We start from the raw sequence: 327 nt of genomic DNA on the forward strand, positions 1-327 counted from the left end.
GCTGATCAATAGCGTCAGTTCTTCCACTTCAGGGCTCATCCACGGCGCCTTGGCATCGAGCTTGTAATCGTGGATGCCCATGCCCCAACCCTGGCCCGCGCGTTCGGTCTTGCCGCCCAGCAGCAGTGCCAGCAATTGGTGGCCGAAGCAGATCCCCAGCAGTTTGTCGCCGCGCTCGTAACGCTCGAGCAGATAAGTCTTGAGAGTCTGGATCCAAGGGTCGGTGCCAAAGGAATCGGCCTTGCTGCCAGTGACCAGGTAGGCATCAAACACTTCATCTTCCGGCGGGTATTCGCCCTGCACAACGTTGTAGACAACGAATTCGGC

Annotated in this window: 1 protein-coding gene; it reads right to left on the bottom strand. The window is 58.4% G+C overall.

Features of this window, described 5'->3' with window-relative positions:
• The coding region (locus SB765_RS28630) for a glutamine amidotransferase-related protein (protein ID WP_410932358.1) at nucleotides 1-327 on the bottom strand (327 nt) is incomplete at both ends.

Origin of the sequence: Pseudomonas sp. SIMBA_067, assembly GCF_046534675.1 — a bacterium.
GTDB lineage: Bacteria > Pseudomonadota > Gammaproteobacteria > Pseudomonadales > Pseudomonadaceae > Aquipseudomonas > Aquipseudomonas putida.